The organism is Brevundimonas sp. Soil_N_31 (assembly GCF_057655995.1).
The window spans coordinates 187,178-201,245 of sequence record NZ_JBDGLE010000004.1 but is presented as its reverse complement, the minus strand read 5'-3'; the positions used below and the strand labels follow the sequence as shown (position 1 = coordinate 201,245).

General features: G+C 68.5%; 16 protein-coding genes and 1 other RNA gene. 10 read left to right on the top strand and 7 right to left on the bottom strand.

What is annotated here, in order from left to right; all coding sequences use genetic code 11:
* Positions 1-93 precede the first annotated feature (93 nt).
* The 3 genes from AC3A3G_RS08535 (at position 94) to purQ (ending at position 2,621) form a co-directional block, all read left to right on the top strand.
* Positions 94-576 (top strand): YbhB/YbcL family Raf kinase inhibitor-like protein, encoded by a 483-nt coding sequence (locus AC3A3G_RS08535; RefSeq protein WP_200168628.1) that lies wholly within the window; start codon positions 94-96, stop codon positions 574-576.
* 107 nt (positions 577-683) lie between these two features.
* A complete protein-coding gene (locus AC3A3G_RS08530) occupies positions 684-1,925 on the top strand; it encodes an MFS transporter (protein ID WP_234288011.1) in 1,242 nt (413 codons plus the stop codon).
* Positions 1,926-1,958: 33 nt separating this feature from the next.
* Positions 1,959-2,621, top strand: a complete 663-nt coding sequence (gene purQ, locus AC3A3G_RS08525; protein WP_487487969.1) for a phosphoribosylformylglycinamidine synthase subunit PurQ — start codon at positions 1,959-1,961, stop codon at positions 2,619-2,621.
* Here the strand turns inward: purQ and AC3A3G_RS08520 are convergent.
* Complete coding sequence (locus AC3A3G_RS08520; RefSeq protein ID WP_234288012.1) at positions 2,618-2,860, bottom strand: hypothetical protein; 243 nt, start codon at positions 2,858-2,860, stop codon at positions 2,618-2,620. The two genes, purQ and AC3A3G_RS08520, sit on opposite strands and share 4 nt — an antisense overlap.
* Before the next feature lie 112 nt (positions 2,861-2,972).
* Here AC3A3G_RS08520 and AC3A3G_RS08515 point away from each other — a divergent pair, with 112 nt between their 5' ends.
* The 4 genes from AC3A3G_RS08515 to AC3A3G_RS08500 are packed head-to-tail and all read left to right on the top strand — an operon-like array spanning position 2,973 to position 7,476.
* Positions 2,973-3,767 carry a hypothetical protein gene (locus AC3A3G_RS08515; RefSeq protein ID WP_200168625.1) on the top strand — a complete coding sequence of 265 codons (795 nt, stop codon included), beginning with the start codon at positions 2,973-2,975 and terminating at the stop codon, positions 3,765-3,767.
* A 41-nt stretch (positions 3,768-3,808) separates the two neighbouring features.
* Positions 3,809-6,019, top strand: a complete 2,211-nt coding sequence (gene purL / locus AC3A3G_RS08510) for a phosphoribosylformylglycinamidine synthase subunit PurL (RefSeq protein WP_487487968.1) — start codon at positions 3,809-3,811, stop codon at positions 6,017-6,019.
* On the top strand, positions 6,019-6,393 hold the full coding sequence (locus AC3A3G_RS08505; protein ID WP_487487967.1) for an indole-3-glycerol-phosphate synthase: 375 nt from the start codon (positions 6,019-6,021) through the stop codon (positions 6,391-6,393). Before purL ends, AC3A3G_RS08505 begins: the two co-directional genes overlap by 1 nt.
* 18 nt (positions 6,394-6,411) lie before the next feature.
* A complete protein-coding gene (locus AC3A3G_RS08500; protein ID WP_487487966.1) occupies positions 6,412-7,476 on the top strand; it encodes a glycosyltransferase family 4 protein in 1,065 nt (354 codons plus the stop codon).
* Between the two features lie 3 nt (positions 7,477-7,479).
* Here AC3A3G_RS08500 and AC3A3G_RS08495 read toward each other — a convergent pair whose 3' ends face one another.
* The 6 genes from AC3A3G_RS08495 to AC3A3G_RS08470 form a co-directional block, all read right to left on the bottom strand.
* Complete coding sequence (locus AC3A3G_RS08495; RefSeq protein WP_125901736.1) at positions 7,480-8,301, bottom strand: TIGR00282 family metallophosphoesterase; 822 nt, start codon at positions 8,299-8,301, stop codon at positions 7,480-7,482.
* Positions 8,298-8,843: a 5-formyltetrahydrofolate cyclo-ligase gene (locus AC3A3G_RS08490; protein ID WP_200168633.1), complete on the bottom strand. Its 546-nt coding sequence runs from the start codon at positions 8,841-8,843 to the stop codon at positions 8,298-8,300. Before AC3A3G_RS08490 ends, AC3A3G_RS08495 begins: the two co-directional genes overlap by 4 nt.
* 212 nt (positions 8,844-9,055) lie before the next feature.
* Positions 9,056-9,216, bottom strand: a non-coding RNA gene (gene ssrS, locus AC3A3G_RS08485) — 6S RNA.
* 177 nt (positions 9,217-9,393) lie between these two features.
* A complete protein-coding gene (locus AC3A3G_RS08480) occupies positions 9,394-10,083 on the bottom strand; it encodes a DUF4336 domain-containing protein (RefSeq protein ID WP_487487965.1) in 690 nt (229 codons plus the stop codon).
* A gap of 35 nt (positions 10,084-10,118) precedes the next feature.
* Positions 10,119-10,460, bottom strand: coding sequence for a cell division protein ZapA (locus AC3A3G_RS08475; protein ID WP_487487964.1), 342 nt, complete (start codon positions 10,458-10,460; stop codon positions 10,119-10,121).
* On the bottom strand, positions 10,460-10,735 hold the full coding sequence (locus AC3A3G_RS08470) for a hypothetical protein (RefSeq protein WP_125901739.1): 276 nt from the start codon (positions 10,733-10,735) through the stop codon (positions 10,460-10,462). The genes AC3A3G_RS08475 and AC3A3G_RS08470 overlap by 1 nt, the downstream gene beginning before the upstream one ends.
* 144 nt (positions 10,736-10,879) lie before the next feature.
* On the opposite strand from AC3A3G_RS08470, the gene tkt reads away from it, so the two are divergent.
* The 3 genes from tkt to AC3A3G_RS08455 are packed head-to-tail and all read left to right on the top strand — an operon-like array spanning position 10,880 to position 14,066.
* The gene (gene tkt / locus AC3A3G_RS08465; RefSeq protein WP_487488043.1) at positions 10,880-12,829 is read left to right on the top strand and encodes a transketolase; all 1,950 of its coding nucleotides are present in this window, start codon (positions 10,880-10,882) and stop codon (positions 12,827-12,829) included.
* Between the two features lie 5 nt (positions 12,830-12,834).
* A complete protein-coding gene (locus AC3A3G_RS08460; RefSeq protein ID WP_200168618.1) occupies positions 12,835-13,677 on the top strand; it encodes an alpha/beta hydrolase in 843 nt (280 codons plus the stop codon).
* Positions 13,674-14,066 carry a VOC family protein gene (locus tag AC3A3G_RS08455; RefSeq protein WP_487487963.1) on the top strand — a complete coding sequence of 131 codons (393 nt, stop codon included), beginning with the start codon at positions 13,674-13,676 and terminating at the stop codon, positions 14,064-14,066. Before AC3A3G_RS08460 ends, AC3A3G_RS08455 begins: the two co-directional genes overlap by 4 nt.
* The last annotated feature ends 2 nt before the right edge of the window (positions 14,067-14,068 follow it).

Below are 14,068 nucleotides of genomic sequence, written 5' to 3'. Positions count from 1 at the left end.
CTTAGCTAGGGACAGAATGTCGCGACGCAACGTCCGTGACCAGTCTTCCGTTAGTTTGGGCATCCGAATCCGCCGTCAAAGGAAGAGCGCGCCATGAGCTTCACCGTCACATCGACCGACTTTTCCGACGGAGGCGTCCTGCCCGACGCCCAGGTCAAGGCGCTGGGAAACACCTCGCCGCAACTGTCGTGGTCCGGCGCGCCCGAAGGGACCAGGAGCTTCGCCGTCACCTGCTATGATCCCGACGCCCCGACCGGCTCGGGCTTTTGGCACTGGACGGTCGCCAACATCTCGGCGGACGTGAACGCCCTGGCAGCCGGTGCGGGCGCCGTGGGCGGAGCGAACCTGCCCAAGGGCGCCGTCCAGGGGCGCACCGACTATGGCGAGGCCGGCTTCGGCGGCGCCGCCCCGCCGCCCGGCCACGGCCCGCACCGCTACATCTTCACCGTCTTCGCCGTGGACGTGGAACGGCTGGACGTGACGGAAGACAACTCGGGCGCGATCTTCGGCTTCAATCTGCACTTCCACACCCTGGCCAAGGCGTCGATCACGGCGACCTACGAAAACCGGGGCTGACCAGCCGACACAAAGCGTGATGACCGCTTCGACGCCGCCCCGGTTGATGCCGTGGGCGGCGTCCTTATTTTGCAGCGCAACCTTCCCTTGCTGCATCGCGACAATCCATGGCCCCTGCCGACGCCCCCTGCCTCGACGATCCGCGCTGCGCCGCGTCCATCCCCGACGAGCGCGTGGCCGAACCGGGCAAGGTGGCGCTGGTGCTGCTGGCGCTGGCCATGGGCGGCTTCGCTATCGGCGTGACCGAATTCGCCGCTATGAGCGTCCTGCCCGACTTCGCCGCGGGCCTGGGCGTCAGCGAACCGACGGCGGGCCATGTCATCAGCGCCTATGCCGCCGGGGTGGTCGTCGGGGCGCCGATCCTGGCCGTGCTGGGCGCGCGCCTGCCGCGCTGGCTGCTGCTGATCGGCTTCATGGCCCTGTTCGCCGTCGGCAATGCGCTCAGCGCCATCGCCCCGACCTATGAGTGGATGCTGGTCTTCCGCTTCCTCAGCGGCATTCCGCACGGCGCCTATTTCGGCGTGGCGGCCCTGGTCGCGGCGTCGCTGGTGCCGCTGCGGCTCAGGACGCGGGCCGTCTCGACCGTTCTGCTGGGCCTGACGGTCGCCACGGTGATCGGGGTGCCGGTCGCCAACGCCGTCAGCCACTCCTTCGGCTGGCGCTGGACCTTCGCCATCGTCAGCGTGCTGGCGGTGCTGACCATGGCCCTGGTCGCCCTGTTCGCGCCGCGCGATCCGGCCCATCCCGACGCCAGCCCCTGGCGCGAACTGGGCGCCCTGAAGCGCGGCCAGGTGTGGCTGACGCTGGGCGTCGGCGCCGTCGGCTTCGGCGGGATGTTCGCCGTCTACGCCTACCTGGCCTCGACGCTGAAGGCGGTGACGGGCGTGGGGCCGGAAGTCCTGCCCTGGGTCTTCGCCCTGTTCGGCTTAGGCATGGTGGCGGGCAATCTGCTGGGCGCCTGGGCCGCCGACCGCTTCGGCATGATCGCGGCGGGCGGCCTGCTGTTGTGGAGCGCGGCGGCCCTGGCCCTCTACCCCTTCGCCGCGCCGCACCTGTGGGCCGTGATGATCGTGGTGGTGCTGATCGGCGGCGGCGGCGGGCTGGGTTCGGTGCTGCAGACCCGGCTGATGGACGTGGCCGGCGACGCCCAGACCCTGGCCGCCGCCCTGAATCACTCAGCCTTCAACACGGCCAACGCCATCGGCCCCCTGCTGGCGGGCATGGCCGTGGCGGCGGGCTGGGGCTGGACCTCGACCGGCTGGGTCGGGGTGGCGCTGTCGCTGGGCGGTTTCGCCGTCTGGGTCGTCGCCTGGGCGACGGGGCGCAAGGCGCAACAAAGCGACGCCTGACATTCGTCCCGAAGGGTGCTAGGAGGCCCGGCCATGAGCGCAGCTGTCATTGTATTCCCCGGTTCCAACTGCGATCGCGACTGCAAGGTCGCCGTCGAACGTTCCACTGGCGAGCAGGTCCAGATGGTCTGGCACGCCGAGACCGAACTGCCCAAGGGCCTCGACCTGATCGTGCTGCCGGGCGGCTTCTCCTACGGAGACTATCTGCGCTGCGGCGCGATGGCGGCGCAGGCCCCGATCATGCAGGCGGTCGAGAAGGCCGCTGACGACGGCGTCACCGTGGTCGGCATCTGCAACGGCTTCCAGGTGCTGTGCGAAGCCGGAATGCTGCCGGGCGCCCTGATGCGCAACAGCAGCCTGAAATACATCTGCAAGCCGATCAGCATCACGGTCGCCAACGCCCAGACGCGCTTCACCTCGGGCTATCAGGGCCAACGCGAGATCATCATGACCCAGGGCAACGCCGACGGTAACTATTTCGCCGACGAAGAGACCCTGAAGCGCATCGAGGGCGAGGGCCAGGTGGTCTTCCGCTACGTCGACAACCCCAACGGCTCCGTCGGCGATATCGCCGGCCTGCAGAATGAGCGCGGCAACGTCCTGGGCATGATGCCCCACCCGGACCGCGCGTTCGAATCCGAGCTGGGCAGCGCCGACGGCGCGATCCTGTTCCAGAGCATCTACGCGGCCGCCTAGATTTCCTTACGGTCCAGGACGCTGGCGCTGCGGCCGGCGTCGCCGACTTCGACCTCTGCCTCGACCGGTTCGCCGTCCTCGTCGACGGCGCGCTCTAGCGTGCCTTCGGCGCCGGATTCGTGGATGGCCGCCAGTTCGCGGGCGCCGACGCCCAGGCCCCGCTCCAGGGCGCGGTTGGTTTCGACTTCTTCCTCGAGCGTCTGCTCGATCGGTTCGGGCGCGTCGTTGGGATCAGGCATGGCGGCCTCCTTCTCGGTCTGCCTCAAAGCAAGGCGAAAAGCCGCGCGCAGGTTCCCTTGAACCTTCTTCGACGCGGCGCGTAGATACGGCGAAGCTGAGCCGGAGAGACGCATGACCGCCATCGAACGCCCCACCCCCGCCCAGCAGACGCGCCGCCTGGCCGTGCTGGCCGCCGCCGTCTTCGCCGTCATCGTTCCCGTCGTTCAGGCCCTGGGCGGTTTCGGCCTGAGCCAGGCGGAGTTCGCCGCCGATGGAAACCAGACGCTGCGGGTGGCGGGATACGCCTTTTCGATCTGGAGCCTGCTGTATCTGGGCATACTGATCTACGCCGGGCGCCAGGCCCTGCCCCAGACGGGCGAGAGCGTGCTGATCAACCGCATGGGCTGGCCGTCTGTCGTGGCCTTCTTCGGCATCGGCTTCTGGATCGTCATGGCGGCGCTGAACCTGAAGGCGGCCAGCGTCGTCGTCATCCTGGCCTCGCTCCTGGCCCTGCTGCTGCCGATGCTGGCCAGCGCGCGCACCATCCGCACGACCGGGACGATGGAGCGCGACCGCTGGTTCCTGATCTGGCCGCTGGCGGCGCTGGCGGGCTGGCTGACCGTGGCGGCGCCGCTGAACCTGATCACCGTGGCGACGGCGTTCGAGGCCCTGCCCGCCGCCCTGTCGCCGACCGGCTGGGCCGTGCTGGCCGTGGTCGCGACCACCCTGATCGGGATCGGCGTGACCTGGGCCTTGCGGACCCTGGCCTATCCCCTGCCCATCGCCTGGGGTCTGGTGGGGGCCTTCGTGGCCGAGCAGGAGGTCAAGCCGGTGCTGGCTTTCACGGCCCTGGCGGCCGCCTTTGCCCTGGTGGTGGCGGGGGTCATCATCGTCTTCGGTTTGAGACGCGGCGTCGAACGCCGGTGACGGGCTGACAGACGCCCCAGAGACGGCTAGAAGGCCCGCCCATGAGCGCGCCCCAAAAGACCATCGCCCAGCTGGCCGAAGAGTACGGCCTCGCCCCCAATGAATATCAAGTCCTGCTGGACCGGCTGGGCCGCGAGCCCAACCAGGTCGAGTTGGGCGTCTTCTCGGTCATGTGGTCCGAGCACTGCTCCTACAAGTCGTCCAAGAAGCAGCTGATGAAGTTCCCGGTCACGGGCGAGCGCGTCATCTGCGGCCCCGGCGAGAACGCGGGCGTGATCGACATCGACGACGGCGACGCCTGCATCTTCAAGATGGAGAGCCACAACCACCCCTCCTACATCGAGCCCTATCAGGGCGCGGCGACGGGTGTGGGCGGCATCATGCGCGACGTCTTCACCATGGGCGCGCGCCCGGTGGCCCTGCTGAACGCCCTGCGCTTCGGCGATCCGTCGCATGAGAAGTCCAAGCGTCTGGTCAAGGGCGTGGTCAGCGGCATCGGCGGCTACGGCAACTGCGTCGGCGTGCCGACCGTCTCGGGCGAGACGAACTTCCACAAGGGCTACAACGGCAACATCCTGGTCAACGCCATGTGCGTCGGCCTGGCTCGCGCTGACGAGATCTATTATTCGGCCGCGCCGGAAGCGGGCCACGACGTGGTCTATTTCGGCTCCAAGACCGGCCGCGACGGCATCCACGGCGCCACCATGTCCTCGGCCGAGTTTGACGACGAGTCGGACGCCAAGCGCCCCACGGTTCAGGTCGGCGACCCCTTCGCCGAAAAGCTGCTGATCGAAGCCACGCTGGAGCTGATGGCCTCGGGCGCCGTGGCCGCCATTCAGGACATGGGCGCGGCGGGCCTGACCTCTTCGTCCGTCGAGATGGCGGGCAAGGGCGGCGTCGGCGTCGAACTGGACCTCGACAAGGTGCCCCAGCGCGAAACCGGCATGACCGCCTATGAGATGATGCTGTCGGAAAGCCAGGAGCGGATGCTGGCCGTCCTGAAGCCCGGCTTCGAGGACGTCGGCTATCGCATCTTCCAGAAGTGGGGTCTGGACTTCGCCGTCATCGGCAAGACCACCAACACCGGCCATCTGGTGCTGAAGCATCACGGCGACGTGGTCTGCGACGTGCCGCTGGCCCCGCTGTTCGACGATGCGCCCCTGTACGACCGCCCGTGGGTCCAGCCCGAGCTGCAACCGCGCCTCGATCCGGCGGAAGTCCCGGCCCCGGACAGCTGGAACGACGCCGTGCTGAAGGTCGTCGCCTGCCCCGACATGGCGTCCAAGCGCTGGATCTGGGAACAGTACGACCGCCACGTCATGGCCGACACGCTGCAGGACAGCTCGACCGGCGCCGATGCGGGCGTGATCCGCGTCCATGGCACGGAAAAGGGTCTGGCCGTCACCAGCGACTGCACCCCGCGCTATGTCCAGGCCGACCCCTATGAAGGCGGCAAGCAGGCCGTGGCCGAGGCCTGGCGCAACCTGACGGCCGTGGGCTCGCGTCCGATCGCCATCACCGACAACCTGAACTTCGGCAACCCGCAGCGGCCCGAGATCATGGGCCAGATCGTGCGCGCCACCGACGGCATGGCCGAGGCCTGCCGCGAGCTGGACTTCCCGGTCGTGAGCGGCAACGTCAGCCTGTATAACGAGACCAACGGCGTCGCCATTCCGCCGACGCCGACCGTCGGCGCCGTGGGCCTGCTGAACAACTATGACGTGACCACCGGCTTCGGCGGCGCGGCCGAGGGCGACCAGTTGGTGCTGATCGGCCAGACGCACGGCGAACTGGGCGCTTCCATCTATCTGCGCGAAGTTCTGGGCCGCGAGGACGGCGCCCCGCCGCCGGTCGACCTGAAGCTGGAACGCAAGACCGGCGACTTCGTGCGCGGCCTGATCGAGGCGGGCGAACTGACCCTGGTCCACGATCTGTCTGACGGCGGCCTGATCGGCGCGGCGGCGGACATCGCCCTGGCCTCGGACGTCGGGATCGAGCTGAACGCCTCCAGCCATGCCCACGCCCACGCCTTCCTGTTCGGCGAGGATCAGGCCCGTTATCTGGTCGCCGTGGCGGACGCCGACGCCCTGATCGCCAAGGCCAAGGACGCGGGGCTGCACGCCTCGGTCGTGGGTCAGGTCAAGGGAACGGACTTCGCCTCCTCGGGTCCGAAGGGCGAGCTGTTCCGCATCCCCGTCGCCCATGTGCGCGAGTTCCACGAAGGCTGGATGCCGAACTGGATCGAAGGCTGATGCGCGGCGCCGCCCTCATCCTCGTCGTCGCGGGCGCCGCCTTGCTCTCGGCCTGCGAGTTCGAGGGCGGCGATCCCGTCCAGCACGCCCTGCGCGACGCGGCCGCCGCCCGTCAGGCCGCCGCGCTGAAGACCACCGAGGAAGAAGAGCTCCAGGCGATCCGTCGCCCGACCGCCTCCGGCCCGGCTCTGCATGAGCCGGACGAACTATCGCGCCTGATCGCCGCCCGTCGTCAGGCGGTGCAGGAGACGCGCACGGCGTTGGCCGCCATCGCCGACCCTGCGCTGAAAGCCCAGCTGACCGAAGACCTGAAGGCTGAAGAAGCCAGCCTGCGCATGCTGGAAGCCCGCGCCGCCGCCAGAGCTTCCAACTAACCGGAGACACGCAAGGTCATGAGAACCGCCGTCGTCATGCCTGTCGGCGCGCGCTTCGACCTGCACCGGCCGAACTCGATGGAGACGGTGGCGCGCACCCTGGCGCGGGCGGACAAGGGCGAGGTCCGCGTCTTCTGCTGCGAAGACGCCCAGGATCACGGCGACCTGCCGGTGCAGACCCTGCCCGCCGTGAACCGGCTGAAGACCCTGCGTCAGGCGCTGGCCGACTATCGCCCCGACGTCATCGAGTTCCACCAGCAGACGCAGCAGGCCGTCGCCCTGGCCCCGCATTTCCCGAATGCGGCCATCACCCTGTATCGCCACAATGCGGTGAAGCCGCCGCGCCACCTGATCGACCGCTGGCGCTATGAGCGGCGCTATGACCGCATGGACGGGTTGATCTTCGTCAGCGAGGCGGCGCGGATGGACTTCCTGAAGGACTTTCCTCGACTACAGGCCAAGGCCTTCGCCGTGCCCAACCCCATCGACGTGGACCTGTGGCGCGCGCCGGTCGAGGAGCGCGAGCCGCTGATCGCCTTCGCCGGGCGCGCCATGCCGGAAAAAGGCGTGGACCTGATCTGCGCCGCCCTGCCCGCCGTGTTGGCGCGCCATCCCGACTGGCGCGCCGTGCTGATGCTGAACGACTGGGACCGTCATGCGGACTGGGCCGCGCCCCATGTGGCGCCGCTGGAGCGGTTCAGCGACCGGGTCCGGGTGTTGAAGTCGGCGCCGCTGGCGCAGGTGCGCGCCGAGATGCAGCGCGCGGCGATCGCCCTGACGCCCTCGGTCTGGGCCGAGCCTCTGGGCCTGACGGCGCTGGAGGCCCATGCGGCGGGCGCGGCGCTGATCTCATCGGGACGCGGCGGCCTGCGCGAGGCCAGCGGGCCGCACGCCGTCTATGTCGATGATCTGACGTCCAGCGGCCTGAGCCGTGCGATCGACGACCTGATCGCCAATCCCGCGCGTCGCCTCAGGCTGACTCGCGCGGCGCAAGCCTATGTGAGCGAGACCCACACGGCCGACCACCGCGCCGCCCAGTTGCACGACCTGCGCGAACGCCTGGTTCAGACCAAGCGCTCGTAACCGTCAGACCTGCGGGATCGCCTGGCTGAGACGGCCTCCGACGCGGATCGGCTCGACGCGTTTGGCCAGGCCGGTGCGGTCGTCGGTCTCGACGAAGACGCCGCAGATGGTGGCCGGGCCGCTGGCGGGGGTGTAGCGCCCGCCCGACAGACGGGTGGTGAAGCGCCGCAGCGGCTCTTCCTTGTCGTTGCCGATGACGGAGTCGTAGTCGCAGCAGCCGCCGGCGTCGGTCTGATAGGCCGTGCCGTGGGGCAGGATCTGCGCGTCCGCCGTCGGGACGTGGGTGTGGGTGCCGACCACCAGGCTGGCGCGGCCGTCGCAGAAGTGGCCCATGCCCATCTTTTCGCTGGTGGCCTCGGCGTGCATGTCGACGATGACGGCGTCGGCGACGACGCCCAGAGGCGCGGCCTCCAACTCGCGCTCCACCGCGCTGAAGGGGTCGTCCATCGGGTCCATGTGGACGCGGCCCAGCACGTTGATGACCAGCACCCGACGGCCGTCCGGCGTGACGAAGACGTCGGCGCCGCGCCCCGGCGCATCCATCAGGCGCGGATAGTTGGCGGGGCGGATCAGGCGCGGTTCGCGCACGATATAGGTCAGGGCCTCGCGCTGGTCCCAGCTGTGGTTGCCCAGCGTCAGGACGTCGGCCCCGGCGTTGAAGATGTCGTTGGCGGTGTTCTCGGTGATGCCGAAACCGCCCGCCGCGTTCTCGGCGTTGACCACCACGAAGTCGAGCCTGAGGTCGCGCCTCAGCCCCGGAAGATGATCCGAAAGTCCATCGCGCCCGGACTTGCCGACCACGTCACCGAAAAACGCCAATCTCATGGGAAGGCTCTATAGCCGGTCTCGGTCAAAACGCCATGCAGGCGGATGTCGTGCGGCTCCAGAGCGAGGCGATCAACCGCCTGCCCGGCATAGGCGAAGCCGACCCGATGCGCGTCGGGCAGCGCCGCGAAGGTCCGGTCATAGTAGCCGCCGCCCTGCCCCAGCCGCCCGCCGTGAGCGTCGAAGGCCAGCAGGGGCGTCAGGATCAGGTCCGGCCGCACCACCTCGCCCAGAGGCAGGGGCGCGGGGCATCCGGCGGCGTCCAGCTCCAGCGGCTCGCCCGGCGCCCAGGCGCGGAAGATCATGGCCGCGTCGCGCTCCAGCACCACCGGCAGGCACAGACGACGTCCCGCCTGGTGCAGGACATTGGCCAGGACGTCAGTGTCCAGCTCCGACCCCATGGCGCGATACAGGGCGACGATGGCGCCGCTGGGCAAGGCGTCGGCATGGCCCGCCGCGCGCTCGGCGGCTTCGGGATCGGCCTCGGTCAGACGCTTTCGCAAGGCGCGCATGGCGGCCCGGAGTTCGTGCTTGGGGGTCATCGCCGCTCGGCCCTTCGCCAAATTCCACCGACAGGCCGAGCGCGTCGCCCAACTCGATCCTCGGGTCAAGCCCGAGGATGACGGAGCAGATGGAAAGTCGGAAAGCGCGCTCAAGCACCGAGGCCCTGCGGGCCGCAGCGATAGCGCACCCAGACGCGCTCAAGCAGCGCGCCGCCGCGCGGCGAGCGATAGCGCACTAAAGAAGAAGGGTTGGCGGCGCCGCGTGAGCCGTGAAGAACGTTTAAATCCTCTCGACCTGGGTAGCCAGGTGGGCTCCGTATGCCCAGGCCCTCGAGCCCGGACAGGGACAGATCCCTATGAGTGAATTAAGGTCAGAAGGATATGTTGTCTTCGACGTGAGCCGCAGCATGACCCGCCGTCGCGCAAGATAGGCGTTCGGACGAGTTTCAACAATGGCGAAGCGCGCGTTTCTCCCTCCCCTTCAAGGGGAGGGTGGTTGAGCCCGTCAGGACGAAGTCGGGTGGGAGGCGACGCGACACCAGCTTATTCCCACGAAAACGCGAACCCCTGCTTTACCTATCGAACCCGCCTAACGGGTCAGCCAGGAAAATGCCCGTCGCAGATGCTGACGCGCGTCCGTCAGGATGGGTCGGCCATGCGCCATCAGGATACGTTCGGTCGGCCACTCGAGCACTTTCGCAAGGCTCGCACGAGCCGCGTTGCGGTCCGTTGTGGCCAGTCGGAATTTGCGCGGAACTTCCGCAACCGGCCCCGTCATCAGGTCGAGGCGAGCCACCAGCGCCCGCCAGCCATGATACCAGTCCTCCGGCAGGTTCTGCAGCAGATCGGTGAAAATGGCCGTGCCGCTCGAGTGATGAAACAGGACGGCCTCGCTGGCGATGGCGTTCTCGAAGATGATTAGGTCGATCTGCCCCTCCCAGCTGCTCGGCGCTGTCGCCGCCAACGCCCCATCGAACCTCAGATCGGTACGTTTTTCCGCCAATGTGGGCGGCGCCAGAGTTTTGGCGTGCGGATAGGCCTCCTGCCATTCCCCGACAAAGCTGTGGTGGAGGGCGTTGGGCGGAATGATGAACCCGACCGGTCCAAGTCGGCCGACCGCCTGACGCAATTCCAGGCTCAGCGATACTGGCGACCAAATAACCAGCTCCCCATCCGCCAGCCGCATCACCGCCATCCGGGTCGGGTAGCGAAATCCCCCGCCACCGACCACCACCGGGCCATCGGCAATCCATATGTCCGTTCCGAAGTCTTGGAGCATGTCGGTGTCCGAATGCGGTTTGTAGAGGCGACGCCCTACATCGTCTGGACGATCTTCTCGATGCGGGCGGCCACGGCGTTCAGTGCCTCGGCCACGCCGTCGCTGGCGGGAGCGGGCGTCGTGACGGCCGCCGTCGCCGCCTTGGCGCGGCCCGAGTTCTGGACCGCCGCCTGGCGCTTCGCTTCTCCAAGCTCATCGGCCAGCATCAGGGCGGCCATCAGGAACAGGCGCACGTCGCCGACCTGGCCGACCTGATCGGCCACGCCCTGCACCCGCTCGTTGAACTGGGACGCCAGATCGCGCACCCGCGCCTCCTGACCGTCGGCGCAGCCCACCGCATAGGGGCGGCCGTGGACCTCTACCGTCACCGTCGCCATCAGTTCGCCTCCTGCTCGGTTTGAGCCTGCTGCTGCGCCAGCACCTCGCGCACGGCGTCGGCCGCGCGGGCCAGGGCCTGGGCGGTTTCCTGCCCAGCCGTCTCCAGTTCGGCGATGCGGGCCAGGTCGGCCGCGTTCGAGGGGCGCGGCGCGAACAGGTCGTCGTCCGCGATGGGCGGCGCCGAGGCGGGCCTCGCCTTCAGCTCCAGCACCTTGCGCTCCAGATCGGCTAACGCCCGATCGATCCGCGCCTTTGCAGCCGTAACGGCGTCCATGATGGTCCTTTCTTCCAGATTCCGTGTAGAACCTGCCGGCGCGCCGGGGTAAAGCGGCGCCGCCCCCGCTTTATCCTGTTCCTGAGGAAAGGTCTCGCCGTGACCGACGCCCAAGCTGCATTCGCCAAGCCTTCGCCCAAGCAGATGGCCGACGCCATCCGGGTGCTGTCCATGGATGCGGTCGAAAAGGCCAAGAGCGGCCACCCCGGCATGCCGATGGGCATGGCCGACGTCGCCACCGTCCTCTATTCGAAATTCCTGAAGTTTGACGCTGGCCGTCCCGACTGGGCCGACCGCGACCGCTTCATTCTGTCGGCCGGTCACGGGTCGATGCTGATCTACAGCCTGCTGCACCTGACGGGCTACAAGGACGCGACGCGGGAACAGCTGGAAAACTTCCGCCAGTGGGGCTTCAAGACCGCCGGCCACCCCGAATACGGCCACATGGCCGGCATCGAGACGACCACCGGCCCGCTGGGTCAGGGTCTGGCCACCTCGGTCGGCTTCGCCCTGGCTGAGCGCCATCTGGCCGCTCGCTTCGGCAAGGATCTGGTCGATCACCGCACCTGGGTCGTCGCCGGCGACGGTTGCCTGATGGAAGGCGTGTCGCAGGAGGCCATCGCCCTGGCCGGCCGCCTGAAGCTGAACAAGCTGTGCGTCCTGTGGGATGACAACGAGATCACCATCGACGGCAAGGTGTCGCTGTCGGACGCCACCGACCAGCTGACACGCTTCAAGGCCTCCGGCTGGGCGGTCAAGGCCATCGACGGCCACGACTACAAGCAGATCCAGAAGGCCCTGGCCTGGGCGACCAAGCAGGACAAGCCGACGCTGATCGCCTGCAAGACCAAGATCGGCAAGGGCGCCGCCACCATGGAAGGCAGCCACAAGACCCACGGCGCCGCCCTGGGCGCCACCGAGATCGCGGCGACCCGTCAGGCGCTGAACTGGCCCTTCGCGCCGTTCGAGCTGCCGGAAGGCGTGCGGAAGGCCTGGGCCAAGGTCGGCAAGCAGGGCGGCAAGGCCCGCAAGGCCTGGGAAGGCCGTCTGCTGAACCACGCCCAACGCGACGACTTCACCCGCGCCATGGCCGGCGACCTGCCCACCGGCGCCTTTGAAGCGCTGGACGCCAAGCTGAAGCAACTGGTCGTCGACAAGCCCGCCCTGGCCACGCGCCAGTCCTCGGGAGAGGCGCTGGAGACGGTGTTCAACGCCATCCCGGAAATGGTCGGCGGCTCGGCCGACCTGACCGGCTCGAACAACACCTTCGTCAAGAACACCCAGATCATGGACGCGCCGGACTATGCCGGTCGCTATCTGAACTACGGCATCCGCGAGTTCGGTATGGCCGCGGCGATGAACGGTCTGGCGCTGCACGGCGGGGTCATCCCCTACGGCGGCACCTTCATGGCGTTTGCGGACTACAGCCGTCCGGCGATCCGTCTGGGCGCCCTGATGGGCGTGCGCGCGATCCACGTCCTGACGCACGACAGCATCGGCCTGGGCGAAGACGGTCCGACGCACCAGCCGGTCGAGCATCTGGCGGCCCTGCGCGCCATCCCCAACCTGCTGACCATGCGCCCCGCCGACACGGTCGAGGCGCTGGAGTGCTGGCAGGTCGCCCTGCAGCACAAGACCACGCCGACCGCCATGTGCCTGTCGCGCCAGAAGACCCCGGCCGTGCGCGTGACCGACGCGGGCGAGAACCTGTCCCGCAAGGGCGCCTATGAGCTGAAGGCCGCCAACGGCGCAGCGAAAGTCACCCTGTTCGGCACCGGCACCGAGGTCGCCCTGGCCCTGAAGGCCGCCGAGACGCTGGAGGCCGAAGGCACGCCGACCCGCGTGGTGTCGGTCCCCTGCTTCGCCCTGTTCGAGCAGCAGCCCAAGGCCTATCAGGACGCCGTCATCGGCCGCGGCACCGTCCGCGTCGCCGTCGAGGCCGCCATCAAGCAGGGCTGGGAACGCTTCATCGGCGAGGACGGCGGCTTCGTCGGCATGTCGTCCTTCGGCGCCTCGGCCCCGGCCGAAGTCCTCTACCGCGAGTTCGGCATCACCGCCGAGGCCGTGGTCGAAGCCGCCAAGGCACGGCTGTAAACGCCATGCGCCGCCTCGCCCTCGTCCTGAGCTTCGGCTTGTCGATGGCGGGCGGCGCGCCTGCCTTCGCCGAGACAACCGCCCCCATGGCGGTCGAGACGCCCGTTGTCATCGGCCAGTCCTACGCCCTGCCCTCCGCCGGCATGAACCAGACGCGCGAGATCAACGTCTGGCTGCCGCCCGGCTACGCGCAAAGCAATCAGACCTATCCCGTCCTCTACGTCCTCGACGGCGGACAGGATCAGGACTTTCACCACATCTCGGGCATCGCCCAACTGGGAACCATTGTCGGCACGACGCGCGACGTCATCGTCGTGGGCATCGCCTCGATGGACCGCCGCAACGAGCTGGCCCTGCCGACCGACGACGCCGAACTGATCGCCCGCTATCCGACGCAGGGGCAGTCCGACCGCTTCCGCCGCTTCATCGCCGAAGAGGCCATGCCCTTCATCGAAGTCCGTTATCGCACCAGCGGCGAGACGGCCCTGATGGGCGAGTCCCTGGCGGGCCTGTTCGTGGTCGAGACCTTCCTGAAGGAACCGCAGATGTTCGACGCCTATGTCGCCGTCAGCCCCAGCCTGTGGTGGGACGGCGGCAAGCTGGCGCGGCAGTCGGGGGCGCATCTGCGCGACCACTCCAACGACCCGCGCACCCTGCTCCTGACGCTGGGCGACGAGGGCGAGATGATGCAGGCGCCGATGGACGTGCTGACCACCAACCTGCGCGATCACGCCCTGCCCGGCGTCACCTGGGACTTCACCCCGCGCCCGAACGAGAGCCACGCCACCATCTATCACGGCGCCGCGCTGGACGCCTTCCGCCGCCTCTATGCGGTCCCGGCACAATGAGCCATCTGGGCGCCGTCAGCCTGCTGGTCCGCGACTATGACGAGGCCATCGCCTTCTACGTCGGCAAGCTGGGCTTCGACCTCAGCGAAGACACCGACATGGGCGGCGGCAAACGCTGGGTCCGCGTCACGCCGAAAGGCGGCCAGACCTCCCTGTTGCTGGCTCGCGCCGCGACGCCGGAACAGGTCGCTTGTGTCGGCGATCAGGCGGGCGGCCGCGTCTGGCTGTTTCTCTACACCGACGACCTGATGCGCGATCACGCCGCCTGGCTGGAGGCCGGCGTCGTCTTTCGCGAAACGCCCCGTCATGAAGCCTATGGCAAGGTGGTGGTCTTCGAAGACCTCTACGGCAACGCCTGGGATCTGATCGAACCTGCTAACGGAACCTGACG

What these genes read in the sequence shown, in the direction of transcription:
- purQ (WP_487487969.1), top strand. Translation starts at nt 1,959, where the DNA reads ATGAGCGCAGCTGTCATTGTATTCCCCGGTTCCAACTGCGATCGCGAC.
- AC3A3G_RS08470 (WP_125901739.1), bottom strand. Translation starts at nt 10,735, where the DNA reads ATGGACGCCGTTACGGCTGCAAAGGCGCGGATCGATCGGGCGTTAGCC.
- AC3A3G_RS08530 (WP_234288011.1), top strand. Translation starts at nt 684, where the DNA reads ATGGCCCCTGCCGACGCCCCCTGCCTCGACGATCCGCGCTGCGCCGCG.
- AC3A3G_RS08480 (WP_487487965.1), bottom strand. Translation starts at nt 10,083, where the DNA reads ATGCTCCAAGACTTCGGAACGGACATATGGATTGCCGATGGCCCGGTG.
- AC3A3G_RS08515 (WP_200168625.1), top strand. Translation starts at nt 2,973, where the DNA reads ATGACCGCCATCGAACGCCCCACCCCCGCCCAGCAGACGCGCCGCCTG.
- AC3A3G_RS08460 (WP_200168618.1), top strand. Translation starts at nt 12,835, where the DNA reads ATGCGCCGCCTCGCCCTCGTCCTGAGCTTCGGCTTGTCGATGGCGGGC.
- purL (WP_487487968.1), top strand. Translation starts at nt 3,809, where the DNA reads ATGAGCGCGCCCCAAAAGACCATCGCCCAGCTGGCCGAAGAGTACGGC.
- tkt (WP_487488043.1), top strand. Translation starts at nt 10,880, where the DNA reads ATGGCCGACGCCATCCGGGTGCTGTCCATGGATGCGGTCGAAAAGGCC.
- AC3A3G_RS08520 (WP_234288012.1), bottom strand. Translation starts at nt 2,860, where the DNA reads ATGCCTGATCCCAACGACGCGCCCGAACCGATCGAGCAGACGCTCGAG.
- AC3A3G_RS08505 (WP_487487967.1), top strand. Translation starts at nt 6,019, where the DNA reads ATGCGCGGCGCCGCCCTCATCCTCGTCGTCGCGGGCGCCGCCTTGCTC.
- AC3A3G_RS08475 (WP_487487964.1), bottom strand. Translation starts at nt 10,460, where the DNA reads ATGGCGACGGTGACGGTAGAGGTCCACGGCCGCCCCTATGCGGTGGGC.
- AC3A3G_RS08535 (WP_200168628.1), top strand. Translation starts at nt 94, where the DNA reads ATGAGCTTCACCGTCACATCGACCGACTTTTCCGACGGAGGCGTCCTG.
- AC3A3G_RS08455 (WP_487487963.1), top strand. Translation starts at nt 13,674, where the DNA reads ATGAGCCATCTGGGCGCCGTCAGCCTGCTGGTCCGCGACTATGACGAG.
- AC3A3G_RS08490 (WP_200168633.1), bottom strand. Translation starts at nt 8,843, where the DNA reads ATGACCCCCAAGCACGAACTCCGGGCCGCCATGCGCGCCTTGCGAAAG.
- AC3A3G_RS08500 (WP_487487966.1), top strand. Translation starts at nt 6,412, where the DNA reads ATGAGAACCGCCGTCGTCATGCCTGTCGGCGCGCGCTTCGACCTGCAC.
- AC3A3G_RS08495 (WP_125901736.1), bottom strand. Translation starts at nt 8,301, where the DNA reads ATGAGATTGGCGTTTTTCGGTGACGTGGTCGGCAAGTCCGGGCGCGAT.